13 protein-coding genes are annotated in these 16550 nt (G+C 69.6%); 3 read left to right on the forward strand and 10 right to left on the reverse strand.

What is annotated here, in order from left to right:
• Window positions 1–206 precede the first annotated feature (206 nt).
• From ACO057_RS13245 to xseA, 5 genes are all read right to left on the reverse strand, one after another.
• Window positions 207–1643, reverse strand: coding sequence for a TolC family protein (locus ACO057_RS13245; protein ID WP_421992427.1), 1437 nt, complete (start codon window positions 1641–1643; stop codon window positions 207–209).
• On the reverse strand, window positions 1640–4801 hold the full coding sequence (locus ACO057_RS13250) for an efflux RND transporter permease subunit (RefSeq protein WP_421992429.1): 3162 nt from the start codon (window positions 4799–4801) through the stop codon (window positions 1640–1642). The genes ACO057_RS13245 and ACO057_RS13250 overlap by 4 nt, the downstream gene beginning before the upstream one ends.
• Before the next feature lie 15 nt (window positions 4802–4816).
• Window positions 4817–6115: an efflux RND transporter periplasmic adaptor subunit gene (locus ACO057_RS13255; RefSeq protein WP_421992431.1), complete on the reverse strand. Its 1299-nt coding sequence runs from the start codon at window positions 6113–6115 to the stop codon at window positions 4817–4819.
• Window positions 6116–6350: 235 nt separating this feature from the next.
• Window positions 6351–7130, reverse strand: coding sequence for a M23 family metallopeptidase (locus ACO057_RS13260; RefSeq protein ID WP_421992433.1), 780 nt, complete (start codon window positions 7128–7130; stop codon window positions 6351–6353).
• A complete protein-coding gene (xseA, locus tag ACO057_RS13265) occupies window positions 7127–8557 on the reverse strand; it encodes an exodeoxyribonuclease VII large subunit (protein WP_421992435.1) in 1431 nt (476 codons plus the stop codon). Before xseA ends, ACO057_RS13260 begins: the two co-directional genes overlap by 4 nt.
• A gap of 42 nt (window positions 8558–8599) precedes the next feature.
• Here xseA and purD point away from each other — a divergent pair, with 42 nt between their 5' ends.
• Window positions 8600–9868, forward strand: a complete 1269-nt coding sequence (gene purD / locus ACO057_RS13270; RefSeq protein ID WP_421992437.1) for a phosphoribosylamine--glycine ligase — start codon at window positions 8600–8602, stop codon at window positions 9866–9868.
• Between the two features lie 12 nt (window positions 9869–9880).
• On the opposite strand, the gene ACO057_RS13275 is transcribed toward purD, so the two are convergent.
• Window positions 9881–10858, reverse strand: coding sequence for a tripartite tricarboxylate transporter substrate-binding protein (locus ACO057_RS13275; protein ID WP_421992439.1), 978 nt, complete (start codon window positions 10856–10858; stop codon window positions 9881–9883).
• A 138-nt stretch (window positions 10859–10996) separates the two neighbouring features.
• Here ACO057_RS13275 and ACO057_RS13280 point away from each other — a divergent pair, with 138 nt between their 5' ends.
• Together ACO057_RS13280 and hemB are read left to right on the forward strand one after the other, a co-directional pair.
• Entirely contained in the window at window positions 10997–12283 is a 1287-nt protein-coding gene (locus ACO057_RS13280) for an O-acetylhomoserine aminocarboxypropyltransferase/cysteine synthase family protein (RefSeq protein WP_421992441.1), read from the forward strand.
• A 58-nt stretch (window positions 12284–12341) separates the two neighbouring features.
• Window positions 12342–13340: a porphobilinogen synthase gene (gene hemB, locus ACO057_RS13285; protein WP_421992443.1), complete on the forward strand. Its 999-nt coding sequence runs from the start codon at window positions 12342–12344 to the stop codon at window positions 13338–13340.
• Here the strand turns inward: hemB and ACO057_RS13290 are convergent.
• From ACO057_RS13290 to ACO057_RS13305, 4 genes are all read right to left on the reverse strand, one after another.
• Window positions 13327–13716: a hypothetical protein gene (locus ACO057_RS13290; protein ID WP_421992445.1), complete on the reverse strand. Its 390-nt coding sequence runs from the start codon at window positions 13714–13716 to the stop codon at window positions 13327–13329. The two genes, hemB and ACO057_RS13290, sit on opposite strands and share 14 nt — an antisense overlap.
• Before the next feature lie 98 nt (window positions 13717–13814).
• A complete protein-coding gene (locus tag ACO057_RS13295) occupies window positions 13815–14657 on the reverse strand; it encodes an alpha/beta fold hydrolase (RefSeq protein ID WP_421992447.1) in 843 nt (280 codons plus the stop codon).
• Window positions 14657–15865 carry a CaiB/BaiF CoA transferase family protein gene (locus ACO057_RS13300; protein ID WP_421992449.1) on the reverse strand — a complete coding sequence of 403 codons (1209 nt, stop codon included), beginning with the start codon at window positions 15863–15865 and terminating at the stop codon, window positions 14657–14659. Before ACO057_RS13300 ends, ACO057_RS13295 begins: the two co-directional genes overlap by 1 nt.
• 68 nt (window positions 15866–15933) lie before the next feature.
• Window positions 15934–16440, reverse strand: a complete 507-nt coding sequence (locus ACO057_RS13305; RefSeq protein WP_421992451.1) for a pyridoxamine 5'-phosphate oxidase family protein — start codon at window positions 16438–16440, stop codon at window positions 15934–15936.
• Window positions 16441–16550: the final 110 nt, after the last annotated feature.

Raw genomic sequence — 16550 nt, forward strand, 5'->3', positions numbered from 1 at the left:
TCTGTCTGTGCGGAAGGGGCGCGTGGCGCCACAACCGAGAAACACAGGCTGTCAGGCTTTCACAACCGAAGCGAGCGCTTCTCCCAGTAATCGGCGCGACTTTACGGCAAAGCCTTCATCGGACACCCGGTCTGCATTCCGCGTCATGGGAGTAACCCCGTCTGCGCGTCAGACGAGTTCTTCCCCGGCCGGAGAAGAACGCTGCCTCAAAGGCGCGGCGACAATCCGCCCACACCGGTGGCGAATTCCAGCTGCGCCAGCGCGGTCAGGTACTGCGCCCGCGCATTGTTCGCCGCCACCCGCGTCGCGTTCAGCGTGCGCAGCGCGTCCAGCACATCGAGCAGGTTGCGGCCGCCGGCGAGATAGGCCTGTTCGGAGCTGCGATAGGCCAGCTCGGCTCGGCTCAGCGCGCCGCCGGTGTAGAGGCGCAGCAGGGCGCGCGCCTGCTCATAGGCGGACCAGGCGGTGGCGAAATCGGCACGGGCCTGGAGCAGCGCGTTCTGCGCCTGAGCCTCGCTCTGCGCCTGCTGGCCCTGGGCCGCGCCGATATTGCCGCGCGTGATGCGGCTGGTGAACAGCGGCACCGACAGGCCGAGGGTGAACTGGTTGCTGGCGATCAGGGGCTGCTCGGAGTTCGGCAGGTCCTGGGAGAGCCGCGTACGTCCCCAACCGCCATTGACCGTCACGTCGCGCCAGCGCTGCGCTTCCGTAAGGCTGGTATTGGCGCCGGCGGCCGAGGCCTGGCGCGAGGCCACGACCACATCCGCGCGGCTCTGCACCGCATCGCCCAGCGTGCCGCGCGAGACGCCGATATCGGGCACGGTGTCGAAGCGGCCGCGCACGTCGATGGCCAGAGCCGGCAGGGCCACGCGCATCGGGTCGCGGCTCGGCCCCGGAGCCCGCACGGAGGCGGCGGCGTCGAGCGCCAGGGACACGGCCACCTGCGCCACCGCGGCGGCATAGGCCTGGGCGGCGGTGGTCACGTCGGCCTCGAAGGGCACGCGGCTCGCCTGGAAGCGGAGCAGGTCGCCCTCGGGCAGCGCGCCGTCCTGGAGCTGGCGGCGCAGCAGCGCCTCGGTGCGGTCGAGGCTGCCGCGATTGGCCAGCGCGACCTCGAGATTGGCGCGCGCGGCGAGAGCGGCGATGAAGTTCTGGCGCAGCGCGAAGATCTGGTTGCGCAGGGCATCGAGCACCTGCGCCTCGGCCACCGCGATGTTCTCATTGGCGTAGCGGGTGCGCAGCTCGCGCTTGCCGCCGAGCTCCACCAGAACCTGCAGCCCGACATTGACGTTGTTGTCCGGCCCATGGAAGCGCGCGCCCCGGATGCCGTTGCGCTGGGTCTCGTTGAACTCGCCGGGCATGTTGCTGACGCTGAGCTGGGCCGGCGGGAGGGAGGAGGCGACGAGCCGCTGGGCGCGGGCGATGTCGATGCCGCGCTGGGCGGCGATCACGGTCAGGTTCCGCTCGATCAGCAGGCGCTCGGCCTCGCCCATGGTCAGCACGCGGGTCTGGCCGGGCAAGGGAAGCGGCTGCATGCCGGCGCCAACGGCGGCCGGGGCGCGGGCCGGCGTCTGGCTCAGGGCCGGGGCGGCCGAGCACACCATCGCGAGGATGGGGGCCGCCAGAACAACGAAATGTCTCATGCCGGAAGTCCCGCCCTCTCGCGTCGTGCGGCCAGCGCCGCTTCCTGCCGGGCAAGGTCGCCCGGACGGCCCAGCCGGTCGATCAGCGCCGGGAAGATCACCAGGATGAAGATCGGCACGAGGCCGATGCCGCCCACCACCACGATCGCCAGCGGCTTGGTCACATCCGCGCCGATGCCGGTGGCCAGCGCCATCGGCAGCAATCCGAAGAAGCTCGCGAAGCAGGTCATGAAGACCGGGCGCAGGCGATCCTGGCCGGACTGGTCCAGCGCGGGCTTCCAGGCCATGCCCTCATGCCGGAGGTGATTAAAGTGCGAGAGCATGATGATCCCCTCCATGACCGTGATGCCGAAGAGGGCCAGGAAGCCGATGGCCGCCGGCACGGAGAAGTTCAGCCCCGCCACGCCCAGCGCCATGATGCCACCGACGAGCGAGAGGGGAACCATCGCCATGACGAGCAGCATCTCCCGCACATTTCCGAACTGCACGTAGAGCAGGACCATGATGATCATGAGCGCGACGGGCACGATGCCCAGCAGCCGCGCCACCGCCTCCTGCAGGTTGCGGAACTCGCCCAGCCAGTCGAGCCGGTAGCCCGGCTCCAGCTGGACCTGTCGCGCGACGAGCGCCTGCGCCTCCTGCACCGCGCTCGACGGGTCGCGGCCGCGCACGGAGAAGCGGATGGGCACGTAGCGCGTGCCCTCCTCGCGATAGACATAGGCCGTGCCGGAGGAGAGGCGGATTTCCGCGACATCGGCCAGCGTCGCGCCGCGCGCCCCGCCCACGGGGATGCGGCGGATCGCCTCGATGGTGTTGCGATACGGCGCGGCCATGCGCACGGTGATGGGGAAGTTGCGGTCCCCGCCCGGCTCGTAGAGCCGACCGGCCTCGCGCCCGCCGATGGCGGCCTGAACCACCTCGTTGATGTCGTCCACCTGCAGGCCGAAGCGCGCGGCGCGCGCCCGGTCGATGGTGACGGAGACGGTCGGCTGCCCCAGCGTGGGGAAGATCGCCACGTCCGTCAGCCCGCGCACCTGGGTCAGCAGCACGCGGATCTGCTCCGCGCGCGCCGTCAGGACGTCGAGGTCGGGGCCATAGACCTTGATGGCATTGGCGCCCTTCACCCCCGAGGCGGCCTCCTGCACGTTGTCGCTGATGGCCTGGGCGAAGCTGAACTGCACGCCGAGGAAGCGCTGCGACAGTCGCTCGTTGATGGCGGCGACCAGGCCGTCACGGTTGTGCGCGGTGGTCCACTGGTCGGGCGCGCGCAGGGGGACGAAGAACTCGGCATTGAAGAAGCCGGCCGAATCCGTGCCGTCGTCCGGGCGGCCTTGCTGCGAGGTGACGGTGATCGCCTCGGGGAATTCCATCAGCGTCGCGCGGATGCCCTGGACGGTGGGATTGCCTTCCTCCAGCGAGATGGTGCCCGGCATGGTGGCACGGACCCAGAGATTGCCCTCCTCCAGCGTCGGCAGGAACTCGGCGCCCAGATGCGAGAGCACGAAGATGGACAGCGCGACGAGCACCGCCGCGACGACCAGCGCGAATTCCCGCGCCGCCATGGCGAGGACGTACATCTTGCCATGGGCCCAGCGCAGCGCGCGCACGAGCGGCGTGTCGCGCTCCTGGCTGTCCTCGCGCAGCAGCACGGCGGAGAGCGCGGGCACGATGGTGAAGGCCGCGATCAGCGAGCCGCCGATGGCATAGGCATACGTCTTGGCCATCGGGCCGAAGATGCGCCCCTCGATGCCGCCCATCGTGAAGAGCGGGATGAAGGCCACGATGACGATGAGCAGCGCGAAGAGGATGGGCTTGCCCACCTCGCTGCCCGCGCGCAGCACCGTCAGCGAAATGCCCGACAGCCCGCCCGCCGCCTGCGGATTCGCATAGAGATGCGGGTTTCGTCGGGCGAGCGCCAGGTGGCGGTAGATATTCTCGACCATGATGATGGTCGCATCCACCAGCAGGCCGAAATCAAGCGCGCCGATGGAGAGCAGGTTGGCGCTCTCGCCCCGCGCCAGGATCACCAGCACGGCGAAGAAGAAGGCGAAGGGAATGGTCGCCGCGACGACCACGGCGCCGCGCAGATCGCCCAGGAAGAGCCACTGGATCACCAGGATCAGCACCACGCCGACGATGATGTTGTGCACCACCATGTGGGTGGCGACCTTCACCAGGTCCTCGCGGTCGTAGAGGGGCACCACGTGCACGCCGGGCGGCAGCACGCCGCCGGCATTGATCCGCTCGACCTCCTGCTGGACGCCGCGGATGGTGGGCAGGGTCTGCTCGCCGCGGCGCATCAGCACCGTGGCCAGCACCACGTCGTCGTCGCCTTCATGACCGGCGATGCCCAGGCGGGGCAGGCTGCCGATCTCGATGGCCGCGACATCGGAGAGCAGCACGGGCGTGCCGTCGGCCGAGGCGGTGAGGACGATGTTGCGGATGTCCTCGATGCTGCGGATCAGCCCGATCCCCTGCACCACGGCCGCCTGCGGGCCGATATTGATCGTCCCCGCGCCGACGGTGTTGTTGCCCGAGCGGACGGATTCGATCACCGCCGGCAGCTGCAGCCCGTAGGCGTTGAGGCGGGAAAGGTCGATCGTCACGTTGTACGACTTGCTGCGGCCGCCGAAGCTGGTGACGTCCACCACGCCCGGCACGCGCTTGAAGCGGCGCTCGAGCACCCATTCCTGCAGCGTCTTGAGATCGTCGGACGAGAAGCCGGGCGGGCCGACCACGCGGTAACGCATGATCTCGCCGATGGGCGAGAGCGGGCTGATGGTCGGATTCGCGCCGTCCGGCAGGTCGCGCAGGGTGGCGAGGCGGTTCAGCACCTGCTGCAGCGCCTGCTCATAGGTGAAGGCGAAGGTGAACTGTACGCGCACGTCGGAGAGGCCGAAGAGGCTCGTCGAGCGGACGGAGTTCATGTTGGGCAGGCCCGCCATGGCGAGCTCGACCGGGATGGAAACGTAGCGCTCGATCTCCTCGGCCGAGGCGCCGGGGTTCTGCGTGATGATCACGACCTGCGGCGGAACCGGGTCGGGATAGGCCTCGATGTTCAGCTTGAGGAAGCTATAGGCGCCAACCGCCACGAAGACGATGAACATGAGAATGACCAGCGCCCGCTGCTGGAGCGAGATGGCGACAAGCTGACGCATACTACGGTTGCTCTCTCAGTCGATGCGAGAGGCGCGGTCGATGAAGAGAGCACCCCCGGTCACCACCCGGTCACCGGCGGTGAGGCCTTCGCGAGCCTCGATCAGATCGCCCGAGCGAATGCCCGGGGTGATGCGCCGCATGACGAAGCGGCGGTCAGGCAAGGCAAGCCAGACATTGGCTTCGGCACCGCGGAAGATGACGGAGCTGGAGGGCACGGCCGGAGAGGTGCTGGCCTCGCCGACCTCGATGCGGAAGGTCGCGAACATCTCGGGGCGGAGCTCGCCATTGGGATCGGCGACCTCGGCCATCACGGTCAGGCGGCGGGTGGTCGCGTCCAGGCCGGCGGCGGTGCGCACGATCCGCGCGTCGAAGTGCCGGTCGGGCAGCGCGCCGATGGTGACGTCCACGCGCTGGCCCACCTGGATCAGCGGCACGTCCATCTCGCGGACATTGGCCACGAGCCACATGGTCGAGAGGTCGGCCATGGTGAAGACGGGATCGCCCTGCCCGGCCGTGAGCCATTGGCCGGGACCGGCGCGGCGCTGGGTGACGGTGCCGGCAAGCGGCGCGGTGACGGTGATGACGCCGCTGACCTGGCGGGTGCGCTCGATCTCGGCGATCTGCTCGGGCGTGCGGCCCAGCACGCGCAGGCGGTCGCGATTGGCCTCGGCCTGGGCATTGGCGCTGCGCAGGTCGGATTCGGCCGAAGCCGAGGCGGCGCGCGCCTGCTCGACCTCGCGCTGCGAGGTGGCGCGGGCGGAGAAGAGCGAGGCCTGGCGGGTATCCTCGCGCCGGGCCTGGGCCAAGGCGACATTGGCCTTCTGGACGTTGTCCAGCGCGCCGAGCAGGTCGTTGGCGGCGCCGGTCACGTCCGGCGTCTCGATCTCATAGAGCGGTGCGCCGGCCTGGACGCGGTCCCCGACGCGGGCGAAGGCGCGTATCACCCGCCCGGTATAGGGCGAGAGCATGGGGGTGGAGCGGTCGTCGTTATAGGCGATGCGGCCCTCGGCGATGCGCTCGGGGCGGAATTCGCGGGCGGCGACGGGCTCGATGCGCAAGGCGCGCATCTCGTTCTCATTCAGCTGGAACTGGCCGGCCGGCAGCGCGGCGGTGGTCGCCGCCCCGGCAGGGGCCGCCTGCTCGACATGATTCAGGTAGTAATAGGCGCCGCCCCCCAGCAGGACCGCGAGACCGAGCCAAGGGAGAAGCCGGCGCTTGGGACCCACCGCCGCGGTGGTCTCGGCCGAGGATGCGGAAGCCTGCGGCTCTTCCCGTTGGTCGAGCTTGGGCGGTTCCTGATGAATCACGTTCATGAATGTCCCGAACCATCCTCGCTGAAGGGATTAGGCCAGCCGAATTTATGTCGCGACTTGGCCTCGCGATGGAGGCCCCACATTAACCGAAGCTGAACAGACAGCATAGCGAAGGAAGATGAATATCTGTTAATATTTTTGTCGACACCCAGGTCGCCGCGCCCTAGGGGTTAACGCCGAATGGCGCTTTGCGGCGTTTCCCCCAAAGCTGAAACCTCTGACAGAATGCCGTTCGTCAGCTGAGGAGCGGCTGGGGGTCCAGCCATAGCCGGTACCAGCTCAGCCCGAAATGCAAATGCGGCCCGGTGACGCGCCCGGTCGCGCCCATCGCGGCGATCCGCTGGCCCACCCGGACTTCCTGCCCCTCGCGGACCTCGATCGCCGAGAGATGGGCATAAAGGGTGTTCACCCCATGCCCGTGGTCGAGCACCAGCAGCTTGCCGAAGAAATGGAACTCGGCGGCCAGGGTCACGCGCCCGGAACAGGCCGCCTGGATGGGCGTGCCGACCGGCCCGGCGATGTCGAGCGCGGAATGCGGCTGGCGGGGCTGGCCGTTCAGGATGCGCTGGCTGCCATAGACCCCGCTGATCCGCCCTCGCGCGGGCCAGGCGAGGCCGGACGCGAAGTCGGTGCGAGGGGTATCGAGGCCACGGACCACGGCGAGCCGCTCGCGCTCGGCGAGGATGCGCTGGAGCATGGCCGGGTCCGGTGTCACCTGGGCGGGCGGCAGGCCGTTGATGTGCTGGACGTCCCAGCGGCGCGGCGCGACCTCGAGGATCCGGGCCGCGCCGTTCTCGGTCAGGGTGGAACGGGCGCCATGATCGCGCCCGAAGCCCAGGACGAAGAGCCCCTCCGGCGAGACGCGCACCGCCTGCCCGTCCAGCGCCAGCCGCGCCCCGGCCGCCCCCCGGCCAAGGAGCATGGCTCCCTGGGCCGGATTGCCGCGCCATTCCAGCGCGGCGGCCGGGCGGGCCAGCAGCAGCGCCGGCAGCGCCAAGGCCGCGCGACGCTTCAAAACAGCAGCCCCTGCACCGGCTTGGCGGGCGTGGCCGAGACGTCGACGGCCCCATCCTGGAAGGTCAGGGTCAACCGCGCGCCGGGCGCGACCTCGGCGGCGGCGGTGATGGTCTGGCCGCTGGCGCCCTGGACGAGGGCGAAGCCGCGCGCCAGCACGGCGTTGTAGCTGACCGCCTCCAGCCGGGCCGCGAGGCCCTCCACGCGGGCGGCGCGCTCGCGGATCAGCCCGAGCACCGGGGCGGGGGAAAGCCGGGCCAGGGCCGGGGCCGCCTGCCGCCGCGCCAGGGCCCGCGCCCAGGCGGCGTTCATGCGCTGGTCCAGCGCCTGGCTGGCATTGCGGCCGGTGGCGATGGCCTCGCGCGGGTGGCGCAGATGCGCGCCCAGCCGGGCCACCTCCTGGCGCTTGGCCTGGACGAAGCCGGGCAGCGCCACGCGCAGCCGCTCGCCCCGGTCGTCCAGGCGCTGGCGGAGCTGGTTCACCATCGAAGGCAGGTCGGGCAGGCCGAGGGCGGCGCGGTGCAGGTGCAGCCGGCTCTCGCGCATCACGGCGGCGATGCGGCTCGCGATGCGCGAGCCGCGCTGGGCGATGTCGGCCGCCAGCTCCACGCGGGAGGGCACGGCCATCTCGGCGGCGGCGGTAGGGGTGGGCGCGCGCCGGTCGGAGGCGAAGTCGATGAGGGTCGTGTCGGTCTCGTGGCCGACGGCCGAGATCAGCGGGATGGTGCATTCGGCCACCGCGCGGATCACGACCTCCTCGTTGAAGGCCATCAGGTCCTCCAGCGAGCCGCCGCCGCGCGCCACGATCAGCACGTCCGGCCGGGGCACGGGCCCGCCATGCCGCAGCGCCGAGAAGCCGCGGATGGCCGCGGCGATCTTCTCGGCCGAGCCCTCCCCCTGCACCGGGACCGGCCAGAGGATCAGGTGGCGCGGGAAGCGCCGGGCGAGCGTCGTGCGGATGTCCTGGATGACCGCGCCGCGCTCGCTGGTCACCACGCCGATGACATCGGGCAGCAGCGGGAAGGGCTTCTTGCGGTCGGCGTCGAAGAGGCCTTCCTTCAGCATCGCCAGCCGCAGCCGCTCGATCCGGGCCAGCAAGGCGCCCTCGCCGGCATATTCCAGCTTCTCGATGATGAGCTGGTACTTCGAGCGATCGCCATAGGTGGAGACGCGGCCGGTGGCGATCACCTCCAGCCCGTTCTCCGGCTTCAGCCCGAGTCGCGAGACGGCGCTCTTCCAGACGACGCTCTCGATCTTCGCGTTCTCGTCCTTGAGCGACATGTAGATGTGGCCCGAGGGATAGGGCTTCACCTCCGTAAGCTCGCCCCGGACGCGGACGCGCTGGAAGGCGCCCTCCAGGGTGCGCTTGATGGCGCCGGCCAACTCGCCCACACCATATTCAGGAATATTGCCGCCGGTTCCGTCCATCGCCTGAGTATAGGACGGATCGCGGCGTTGCGGAGGCGGGTGATGAAGGTTCTGGTAGTGGGCGGCGGCGGCCGCGAGCATGCGCTGTGCTGGGCGATCGCCGCCTCGCCCTTGCTGACGCGGCTGATCTGCGCGCCGGGCAATCCCGGCATCGCCGAGATCGCGGAGTGCTTCGCGGTCGGCGCGGAGGATGTCGCCGGCATCGTGGCGCTGGCGAAGCGCGAGGAGATCGAGCTGGTCGTCGTCGGCCCCGAGGCCCCGCTGACGCTCGGCATGGCCGATGCCTGCGCCGAGGCCGGCATCCCCTGCTTCGGCCCGCGCAAGGCGGCGGCCCTGCTGGAGGGCAGCAAGAGCTTCTTCAAGGAGATCGCGAACGCCGCCGGCGCGCCCACCGCCGCGCATGGCCGCTTCACCGACGCGGCCTCGGCCCGCGCCTATATCCGCGCCCAGGGCGCGCCCATCGTGGTGAAGGCGGACGGCCTGGCCGCCGGCAAGGGCGTGGTCGTCGCCACCACCGTCGAGGAGGCCGAGCAGGCCGTCACCGAGATGATGGAGGACGCCATCTACGGCGCCGCCGGCTCCACCCTCGTCATCGAGGAATGCATGGTCGGCGAGGAGATCAGCTTCTTCGCGCTCTGCGACGGCACGAACGCCATCCCGCTCGGCGCCGCGCAGGACCACAAGCGCGTGGGCGACGGCGATACCGGCCCGAACACGGGCGGCATGGGCGCCTATTCCCCGCCCCCCGCCTTCACCGAGGCCCTCCAGGCCGAGGTGATGAAGACCTGCATCGCCCCCGTCCTGGCCGAGCTCGCCCGGCGCGGGACGCCCTTCCAGGGCGTGCTCTTCGCGGGGCTGATGCTGACGGCCGAGGGCCCGAAGCTGCTGGAATTCAACGTCCGCTTCGGCGACCCCGAATGCCAGGCGCTCATGCTCCGCCTGCGCAGCGACCTGCTGCCGGCGCTGCTGGCCGCCACTCAAGGCGAGTTGAAGGACTTCGACCTGCGCTGGGAGAAGACCGCCAGCATCGTCGTCGTCATGGCGGCCGAGGGCTATCCGGCCGCGCCCCGCAAGGGCAGCGAGATCCGTGGCCTGGAGGCGGCCGCGCAGGTGCCGGGCGTGCAGATCTTCCACGCGGGCACGGCGCGCGACGACGAAGGCCGCCTCGTGGCCAATGGCGGGCGCGTTCTCGGCATCGGCGCGACGGGCGCGACCATCGCGCAGGCGCGGGATGCCGCCTATGCGGCCGTGGCGAAGGTGGAGTGGCCGGAAGGCTTCTGCCGCGGCGATATCGGCTGGCGGGCGCTTTAATCCGGGCTCTGTTTAATCCGGGCTCTGTCCCACCGCCTCCAGCAGCGGCTTCCAGCGGGCGATCTCGGCGAGCCAGAAGGCCTGCCCGCCCGCCGGCGTCCGCCGCGCGTCGGTGGCGGGATTGCTGCCGAGCTCCACCATCCGGCGCAGCACGTTCTCGTCGCGCAGCACCGTCATCAGCGCGCGGTTGAGCCGGTCGACCACCACGCCCGGAGTTCCCGCCGGCGCGAAGAGCATGTTCCAGCCCGACATCCGCATCTCCGGCAGGCCGGCCTCGGCCGTGGTCGGCACCCCAGCCAGGGCGGTGGCGCGGTCGGGGGTCGTGATCGCATAGGCACGGATGGTGCCGGACTGGATGTGGCCCGCATTGTTCGTCGTCTGGTCGCAGCCCAGGTCGAGCGTGCCGGCCATCAGGTCGTTCATCACCAGCGCATTGCCGCGATAGGGAACCAGCGTCACCGGGCTGCCGATGGTGGCGAGCAGCAGCAGGCTGCACAGATGGCTGGTCGAGCCGACGCCGGCATTGCCGAGGTTCAGCCCCCGGCCCTCGCGGCGCACGAGGGCGACGAGTTCCGCCAGATTCGCGGCGGGAAAGTCGCGCCGGGCGATGATGGCCATCGGCACCTCGTTCACCATCCCGATCGCCTGCAGCGCCAGCGGGTCGAAATTGAGTCGCGGCAGCAGGGTCGGGATCGTCGCCTGGGCGAGGCTCCCGAAGAGGATGGTCTGCCCATCGGCCCGCGCGGCCATGACGCGGCCCTGGCCCAGCGAGCCCCCCGCGCCGCCGGCATTCTCGACCACCACGGGCTGGCCGAGATCCGCACCGAGGCCGGGGGCGATGAGCCGGGCGATGACATCGGCCGGCCCGCCGGGCGCGAAGCCGACGACCATGGTGACCGGGCGCGTCGGGAAGGTCGCGGTCAGGCCCTGCGCCGCCGCGGCGCCCGCGCAGCCCGCCGTGAGCAAGGCCAGTCCAGCGGCTTTCAACACGATGTCTCTCCCGGCTTTTCTTCTGGCGGGATGTTCGGAGCATCCAGGCCGCTTGCAAAGGCCGGCCCGTGATAGGGGCGCCATCCTTCCCCCGGGGCGCGGGGGATGGCAGGCTTGGCCGCAAATAGGGAGTTCCACATGAGCCAGTACACGCGCCCCGAGACCATCGCCCTGCATGGCGGCAGCCATCGCGCCGATCCGAACACCGGCTCCGTCGCCGTGCCGATCCACCAGACGACGAGCTTCCAGTTCCAGGACACCGGCCACGCCGCGCGCCTCTTCGGCCTGGCCGAGCTCGGCAATATCTACACGCGCATCATGAACCCGACCTGCGACGCGCTGGAGACGCGCATCGCGCAGCTCGAGGGCGGCGCCGCGGCGCTCGCCGTGGGCTCGGGCCAGGCGGCGACCACCTTCACGGTGATGAATCTCTGCGAGGCGGGCGACAACATCGTCAGCAGCACCGACCTCTACGGCGGCACCTACAACCTCTTCGCGAACACGCTGAAGCAGTTCGGCATCGAGGTCCGCTTCGTGGACCCGGCCGACCCCGAGGCCTTCGCCCGTGCCACCGATGCGCGCACCCGCGCCTATTACGCCGAGACGCTGCCCAACCCGAAGCTGCAGGTCTTCCCGATCGCGGAAGTCGCCGCCATCGGCCGCAAGCTCGGCGTGCCGCTGATCATGGACAACACGGCGGCGCCGGTGATCTGCCGGCCCTTCGAGCATGGCGCGGCCATCGTGATGCATTCCACGACCAAGTGGATCGGCGGCCATGGCACCAGCATCGGCGGCATCGTGGTGGATGGCGGCAATTTCGACTGGGAAGCGGGCGGCGACCGCTTCCCCACGCTGAACAAGCCCGATGCGAGCTATCATGGCGCGATCTGGAGCCAGGCGGCCAAGCCGCTCGGCCCCATCGCCTATATCCTGCGGATGCGGACCTGCCTGCTGCGCGACATCGGCGCGCCCATGGCGCCCTTCAACGCCTTCATGTTCCTCCAGGGGCTGGAGACGCTGCCGCTGCGCATGGAGCGCCATTGCTCCAATGCCGTGAAGGTCGCGGCCTTCCTCGCCGGCCATCCGAATGTGACGAAGGTGATCCATCCCTCGGTCATGACGGGCGAGGCCAAGCGCCGCGCCGACGCCTATCTCAAGGGCGGCTATGGCAGCCTGATGGGCATCGAGCTCAAGGGCGGCAAGGAAGCCGGGCAGGCCTTCATCGAGAAGCTGAAGATGTTCTACCACGTCGCCAATATCGGCGACGCGCGCAGCCTGGCGATCCATCCGGCGACCACCACCCACAGCCAGCTCAACGAGGCCGAGCAGGCGGCGAGCGGTGTGACGCCGGGCTATATCCGCCTGTCGATCGGCATCGAGCATATCGACGACATCCTGGCGGATCTGACCCAGGCCCTCTCGTAACCGGCGGGCCGCCGGCCCTATAACGGCCTCCGATGATTTAGCGGCCATCGGAGGCCCCATGAACTTCTTCGGTTCCTTTCCCAGCACCCGCATGCGGCGCAACCGCCACGATGCCTGGACGCGCAAGCTCACGGCCGAGAGCCGGCTGACGCCGGCCGACCTCATCTGGCCGATCTTCCTCACCGAGGGCGAGAACAAGGTCGTCCCGGTCGAGAGCATGCCCGGCATCGTCCGCGTCTCGGTGGATCGCGCGGCGGAGCACGTGGCCGAGGCCGCCGCACTCGGGATCCCCGCCGTCGCCCTCTTCCCCTACACGCCCGTCACGGATCGCGACGCCGAGGGCACGGGCGCGCTGAACCCCGAGAACCTCATGTGCCGCGCCGCGCGCGCGCTGAAGGCTGCCCATCCGGGCCTCGGCCTGATCGGCGACGTCGCGCTCGATACCTATACCGACCACGGCCATGACGGCGTGCTGCGCGACGGCTACGTCCATAACGAGGACACGGTGGCGATCCTCTGCCGGCAGGCCGTGCTGATGGCGCAGGCCGGCGTGGACGTGATCGCGCCGTCGGACATGATGGACGGGCGCATCGGCTCCATCCGCGCCGCGCTCGACGCCGAGGGCCTGATCCACACCCGCATCATGAGCTACGCGGCGAAATACGCCTCGGGCTACTACGCGCCCTTCCGCGACGCGGTGGGCAGCACGGGCGCGCTGATCGGCGACAAGAAGACCTATCAGATGGACCCCGCCAATAGCGACGAGGCCCTGCGCGAAGTGGCGCTGGACATCGCCGAGGGCGCGGACATGGTCATGGTGAAGCCCGGCCTGCCCTATCTGGACATCGTGCACCGCGTGAAGACGGAGTTCGGCCTGCCCACCTTCGCCTACCAGGTGAGCGGCGAGTATTCGATGATCATGGCCGCCGTCGAGCGCGGCTGGCTCGATCACGACCGCGCGATGATGGAGGCGCTGCTCTCCTTCAAGCGCGCGGGCGCGAATGCGGTGCTCAGCTATTTCGCGGTGAAGGCCGCGCGGCTGCTCAAGGCCGGCTGAGCGGAATCTTGCCGCCGCTGCCGCCACCGCTCCCATTGGAGCGGAAGGCCTGCATCAGCGCGGTGAGGTCGGAGGAGACGTCGGCGCTGGTATTGCCCGCGGCGACGAAGACGGCCGCGCCCTGGGCCGCCATACAGTAGATCGTGTAGATGCGGCCGCCGTCGCGTTGCCCCCAGGCGGCCGACCGCGTGGTGTTGAGCGGGCTCAGACCCACCGTGGCGATCGCCATCGCGGCGCGCTGAAGGCAGGCTTCCATGGTGGCGCCCTGCGGCAGGAGGACGTGGTTGACCACGGCGCCGGTGGCCAAGGCAGGGCCGGAAGCGAGCGTCGTGCCCATCATCAGGACCGCCGCGGCCCGTCGCGAAATCGCCAGCATCTCTATCCCTCGCGTTGTTGGACCGATCCTCTCAAATCGGCCGCCATGAGGGAATATAACGCCCCAAGATATAAATCTGAGGCATGAATTTGGCCCGGTCAGTCCTCCAGGAAACGCTGGATGAGCGCGATCTGCGCGGGGTCCATCAGCGCGGGCGCGTGGCCACAGCCGGGGATGGTCTCGACCGTCACGCCCGTGCTCGCGCCCATGCGCGAGGCAGTTTCCGTCGTCAGCAGATCGGAACTCTCGCCGCGCAGGACGAGAACGGGGCGCTTCACGCAGAGCTCCCACAGCGCCCAGAGATCCACATCTGCGAGCGGGCCGGCCATGGGCTCCAGGATCGCCGGATCGTAGTGCAGCACGAAGGTGCCATGCACCGTCACGCGCGCGCTGTGCCGCGCCAGATGCGCCCACTCCGCGTCGCTCAGCGCGCCGAAGGGCGCGTGGACGCGGCGCAGCTGCGCCTCAAGGGCGGCCAGGCTGGCGAATTCGGGAAAGGTCTGGAGATAGTCGCGGATGCGCGCCAGCGAGGCGACGGGGATGAAGGGGCCGATATCGTTCAGCACAATCCGCCGCATGGCGACCGCCGGCATGGCGCAAAGGCCCATGCCGATCAGCCCGCCCATCGAGGTGCCGACCCAGTCGTATTCGCCGAGCTCCGCCAGCAGCGGCATCAGCGCGCCGACATAGGTGGGCACGGCATAGAGCGCGCCGGCAGGCAGCCAGTCCGAAATGCCGCGCCCCGGCACGTCCGGGCAGATCACCCGGCGGCCCTGGGCGGCCAAAGCCTGGGCGAGCGCGTCGAAGTCGCGGCCGTTGCGGGTCAGGCCGTGCACGCAGACGACGGGCCTGCCGTCGACCGGTCCCCATTCCGCCCAGCGCAGGGTGAGCGCCCCGAAATCGAACGTGCCGCGAAGCGATCCGATCCGGGGCGCGTCCATCAGATGACGCCCTTGTCCTTGAGGGCCGCGATATCGCCGCCGCTCATGCCGAGGATCCCGCCCAGCACCTCGTCATTGTGCTGGCCCAGCGTCGGCGCCGCGCTGCGATAGGTGGGCGGCGTGGCCGAGAGGCGGACCGGATTGGCCGTGACCTTCACCATCTCGCCCGACGCATGTTCCATCTCGATGACGCAGCCGCGCGCGACGACGTGCGGATCGGCGAAGACGTCCTTCAGCGTGTTGATCGGCCCGCAGGCGATCTTCAGCGCCTCCAGCGCCTCGACCCATTCGGCCGTGGTCTTGCTCTTCATCACCGGCGTCAGCGTGTCGGTGACGAGCTGGCGGTTCGCCACGCGATTGGGGTTGGTGGAGAAGCGCTCATCGGCCAGCAGGTGCTCCTGGCCGAAGTTCTTGCAGAAGCGCTCGAAGGTCGGGTCGTTGCCGACGGCGAGGATGAGGTAGCCGTCCTTGCTCGGGAACTCCTGGTAGGGCGCGATGTTGGGGTGCTGGTTGCCCAGCCGCACCGGGTTCTCGCCCGTCGAGAGGAAGTTGGAGCCCTGGTTGGCCAGCCAGGCCACGTGGGTGTCGAGCATGCCGATGTCGATCTGCTGGCCCTGGCCCGTCGCGTGGCGGTGGTTCAGCGCCGCCAGCAGGCCGATGCAGCCATAGAGGCCGGCGAAGAGGTCGGCCACGGGAACGCCCGACTTCTGCGGCGAGCCGCCGGGCTCGCCGGTCAGCGACATGATGCCGCCCATCGCCTGGATCAGCGCGTCATAGCCGGGGCGCGGGGCATAGGGGCCGGTCTGGCCGAAGCCGGTGATCGAGCAATAGATCAGCTTGGGATACTTCTTGGACAGCTGCTCCCAGCCCAGGCCGTACTTGGCCAGTGCGCCGACCTTGAAGTTCTCGACCAGCATGTCGCAGCTCTCGAGCAGCTGGTGGATGATCGCCTGGCCCTCGGGCTTGGCGATGTCGACCGTGACCGACTTCTTGTTGCGGTTCACGCCGACGAAATAGGCGCTCTCGCCGCTCTTGGGCCAGTTCGGCGGAGCGAAGCCGCGGGTGTCGTCGCCCGATTCCGGCTTCTCGATCTTGATGACCTCCGCGCCCAGATCGCCCAGCATCTGCGTGCAGGTCGGACCTGCGAGGACGCGGGTGAGATCGAGGACGCGCAGGCCGCTGAGCGGGCCGGAAGACTGAGCGGACATTCTAGACATTCCCTGAAGGCAAAATGACCTTCAGGGATTAGACGCGCCTCGCGGGAGGCGCAATCCGCTCAGAGGCGTTCGAACTTCACCTTGGCGTTCTCGCCCGTCTCCGGCGTCTTGCCGGCCACCACGGCCTTCACATAGCCATAGGCGAAGAGGACCTTCGAGCCGGGGCTGTCCCAATACTCCGCGCCCAGCATCTCGACCTCGATGAGGGCCAGGTTCTCGCTGGCCGGTCCCTTGGGGAACCACAGCCGCGCGGCCTCGCTCCACAGCTTCTTCTGCTTCGCCTCGTCCTGCAGGACGCGGGCGCGGCCCTGGACCGAGACGAATTCTTGCCCGCCCGGATTGGCGCAGGCGAGCAGCACGTCATGGTCGCGGCCGATCTCCAGGGTCTTGGGGCTGTCGACATCGGTGAAGAACCAGACCTTGTCGCCCTCCATGCCCATCACGGCCATCGGCCGCGAGTGCAGGCTGTGGTCGTCATCGGAAGTAACCAGCATCACGAGGCCGATCTTCTGGACCAGTTCGCGGACCTTGATCCGGGCGGCGTCGTCGGAAATGGCTTGCGGCATTGGGGCCTCCTTATGGGGTTGGTCTATCAACCGTCCGTCCCCCCCCAGGGTTGCCCGGACCGGCCCATCCGGCGCATGGTCAGCCCGACCCAGGACAAGAGGAGCGCCCC

The organism is Roseococcus sp. (assembly GCF_965227005.1).
In the GTDB taxonomy this organism is placed as follows: Bacteria; Pseudomonadota; Alphaproteobacteria; order Acetobacterales; family Acetobacteraceae; genus Roseococcus.